Origin of the sequence: Microbispora sp. NPDC049633 (genome assembly GCF_040675265.1) — a bacterium.
Classification (GTDB): domain Bacteria; phylum Actinomycetota; class Actinomycetes; order Streptosporangiales; family Streptosporangiaceae; genus Microbispora; species Microbispora maris.
The window spans coordinates 1-3,476 of sequence record NZ_JBFAOO010000360.1 but is presented as its reverse complement, the minus strand read 5'-3'; the positions used below and the strand labels follow the sequence as shown (position 1 = coordinate 3,476).

General features: G+C 74.7%; 2 protein-coding genes and 1 pseudogene. 2 read left to right on the top strand and 1 reads right to left on the bottom strand.

All coding sequences use genetic code 11. The features are described from left to right. Window positions 1-870, top strand: a pseudogene (locus tag AB0J39_RS38760) (N-acylglucosamine 2-epimerase); the annotation flags it as partial. Between the two features lie 15 nt (window positions 871-885). Here the strand turns inward: AB0J39_RS38760 and AB0J39_RS38755 are convergent. Further along, window positions 886-1,782, bottom strand: coding sequence for a LysR family transcriptional regulator (locus AB0J39_RS38755; protein ID WP_363474092.1), 897 nt, complete (start codon window positions 1,780-1,782; stop codon window positions 886-888). Window positions 1,783-1,993: 211 nt separating this feature from the next. Between AB0J39_RS38755 and AB0J39_RS38750 the strand changes: the two genes are divergently transcribed. After that, window positions 1,994-3,322: an FAD-binding oxidoreductase gene (locus AB0J39_RS38750; RefSeq protein ID WP_363474090.1), complete on the top strand. Its 1,329-nt coding sequence runs from the start codon at window positions 1,994-1,996 to the stop codon at window positions 3,320-3,322. Window positions 3,323-3,476: the final 154 nt, after the last annotated feature.

Genomic DNA, 3,476 nt, shown 5'->3' with positions numbered 1-3,476 from the left:
CGCGCCGCGCGGGAGCGCCGGCCGCGGCCCGGGCGGGACGACAAGATCGTGGCCTCCTGGAACGGGCTGGCGATCGCCGCCCTCGCCGAGGCGGGCGCGCTCTTCGACCGGCCCGACCTGGTCGACGCCGCGCGTGAGGCGGCCGCGCTGCTCGACGGCCTGCACACGGTGAGCCGCGACCCGGCCCGGCTGCTGCGCACCTCCCGCGACGGCCGGGCGGGGGCCAACACCGGCATGCTGGAGGACTACGCCAACACGGCCGAGGGCTTCCTCGCCCTCTACGGCGTCACCGGCGAGAGCCGGTGGTTCCACCGCGCCGCAGACCTGCTGGAGACCGTGCTGACGCGGTTCCCCGACGGTTCCGGGGGGTTCTACGACGCCCCCGACGACGGCGAGCGGCTGTTCCAGCGGCCCCAGGACCCGACCGACAACGCGACGCCGTCGGGCCAGTTCGCGGCGGCGGGCGCGCTGCTGTCGTACGCCGCGCTCACCGGCTCGGCCCGGCACCGGGAGGCGGCCGAGGCGGCGCTGGGCACGGTCTCCGCGCTCGCGGAGCGGCACGCCCGGTTCGCCGGATGGGGTCTCGCGGTGGCGGAGGCGGCACTGGGCGGCCCCGCCGAGGTGGCGATCATCGGCCCGGCCGACGACTCCCGCACGCGCGCGCTGCACCGGGCGGCCCTCATGTCCGGCACGCCGGGCCTGGTCGTCGCGCTGGGCACCGGACAGTCCGGCGCCGTGCCCGTGGACGTGCCGCTGCTGGAGGGCCGGGGCATGGTCGACGGCTCGCCCGCGGCCTACGTGTGCCGTCGGTTCACCTGCCGTGCGCCGGTCACCACCCCGGCGGAGTTGCGGGCCGAGCTGGCCCGGTAGAGGCGGCGGACGCCCTCAGGCGTGGCCGGCGAGCAGGTCGCCCGCCGCCCGGACGAAGGCGCGGACGCGTGCGGTGGAGTTGTCGGCTCTCCACAGCAGACCCCACAGCAGCGGTGGGGCGTCGCTGAACGGGATGTAGGCGACGTCGGGCCTGGCGTAGTAGCGCCCGGCCTGCGCGCCGACCGGAAAGACTCCGTGACCTGCCCCGATGAGGGTGAGTATCTCGTTGAACGTGGCCGCGGAGGAGCCGGGTTCGATCACCCGTCCGGAGGGCGTGGTGCGCGGGGTGCGATCCGCGCGCAGGGAATCCGGGAGCGTGCCGGGGAGCTGGAGCAGGGGAGCCCTGGCCAGGTCCTCCAGGGAGACCGACTCCCGGCGGGCGAACGGATGCCCGGACGGCACCGCGAGCATGCGCGCCTCCGACACCAGGACCGGCCCGGTGGCGATGCCGGGCTCCTCGACGGGGAAGGTGCCCAGCGCGACGTCGACCTCGCCGGCGCGCAGCCAGGGCATGAGATCGACCATCTGCGCCTCCCGGAGCTGGACGTCGCAACCGGGCTCGCTCCGCCGCAGGAGTTCGGCCGCCCCGACGAGCAGTTGCCCGCCCGCGGCGCCGACGAAAGCGACGCGTAGGGTGCCGGTGACGCCGCGGCCTTCCGCGACGGCCTGTTCGAACGCGGAAGTGATCTGGCGCCAGGCGGGTCGCACCTGCTCGTACAACCCGCGTCCCAGCGGGGTCAGCTCCACCCGGCGGCTGGTGCGGTGGAACAGCGGGACGCCGACGCGGCGTTCGAGCTTGGCGATGGTCTGGCTGATCCGGGCGGTCGACACCCGCAGGTGCTCGGCGGTGCGGCCGAAGTGCAGCTCCTCCGCGAGGGTGAGGAACGCCTCCAGCTCGTGCCGCTCCAGCATGCCGCCCCCATCGTTAACTCAGGCTTCACGATCATTGCACAGGTACGCGTTGATCGGCTCTCCGCTCGGCCCGAGAGTGGGACACGTCCAGAAACCCTCTGACCTGCGACGGGAGTAGCCGGGGATCCGCGTGGTGCGCTCAGAGGCGATCCCACGCCCTTCTTCGGCCCGCCGAAGCCGTCTGACCTGCCAGCCTGGAAAGAAGTTGATCGTGAACGCTCTGAACGCCCTGCGCTCCGCCGTCCGCGGACGGGTCTGGTTGACCGGCGACCCCGGCTTCGACGCCTCCCGCCGTCCGTGGAACCTGGCCGTCGAACAGCCGGTTGCGGCCGTGGTGGAGGCGGCCGACGCCGACGACGTCGCCGCACTGGTCCGGCACGCCCGTGCCGCCGGCCTGACCGTCGCCGCTCAGCCGAACGGGCACGGCGCGACCGGCCGTACCGACGGCGTCGTCCTGCTGCGCACCCGGCCGCTGGACTCCGTGGAGATCGACCCGGCCACCCGGCGCGCCCGCGTCGGGGCCGGAGTGTCCTCGGGTCGTCTGCAGGCCGCCGCCGCGCCGTACGGCCTGACCGGCCTGCCGGGCAGCTCTCCGGTCGTCAGCGTCACCGGCGTCGCCCTCGGCGGCGGGCTCAGCTGGTTCGGCCGCGCGCACGGCTGGGTCGCCGACAGCGTCACCGCCTTCGACATCGTCGACGCCGAAGGACGACAGCGGCGCGTGACCGCCGGCACCGATCCCGACCTGTACTGGGCCCTGCGCGGCGGAGGCGGCGACTTCGCGGTCGTCACCGCCCTGGAACTGTCCCTCCACCCCGCTCCACGACTTCACGGAGGGCGGGTGCTGTGGCCGGCCGAACACGCGCCGGACGTCCTGGACGCCTACCGGCGGATCACCGCCACCGCGCCGGACGAGCTGACCGTCTGGCTGGACCTGCTGCACTTCCCCGGCTCCGCGCCCATGGTGGCCGTGGACGCGGCATACCTGGGTGAGGCGGCCGAGGCCCGCGATCTGCTGGCTCCCCTGGACCGCCTTCCCCTGCCGCTGTCGGACACCCGGCGGACCATGCCGGTCTCCGAGCTCGGGTCCATCACCGCCGAGCCCACCGACCCCGGCGCCGGCTCCTCCCGCGGTGAACTGCTGACCGCGCTGGACGACACGACGGTCAAGACGCTGCTCGCCGATCCCGTCGCTCCGCTGATGAGCGTGCAGATCCGCCATCTGGGCGGCGCGTTCGCCCGCCCGTCCGACAGCCCGCACGGACCGCTGGCCGAGCCTTACGCGCTCTACCTGTTCGGCGTCCCGGCCGACCCGGCGACGGCCGAGGCGATCACGGCCAGGCAGCGCGCCCTCGCCGAAGCCCTCCCGGTCAGCGGGCGCAAGCCCCTGACCTTCCTCAATCCCCGCGAGAGCGTGGCCGACGCCTTCACCCCCGCCGTGCTGGAGCGCCTGCGTGACATCAAGCGCCGCCACGACCCCCATGACGTCTTCCGCGGCAACTTCCCCGTCCTCGCCGACGGGTCACAGTCACCCGCCACCTGAGTGCCGGGCTGAAGCCGTCAGCGGGCGGGAACCTGGGCGACCGGGAGCTGGGGCCCGGGGATCTGCGTGAGCGGGCCGGGCTGGTCACCATGGCCGTCCTGGCCGGTCTGGCCGGTCCGCCTGGCATCGGGCCCCGTGGCGGCGCCCGGGGCCC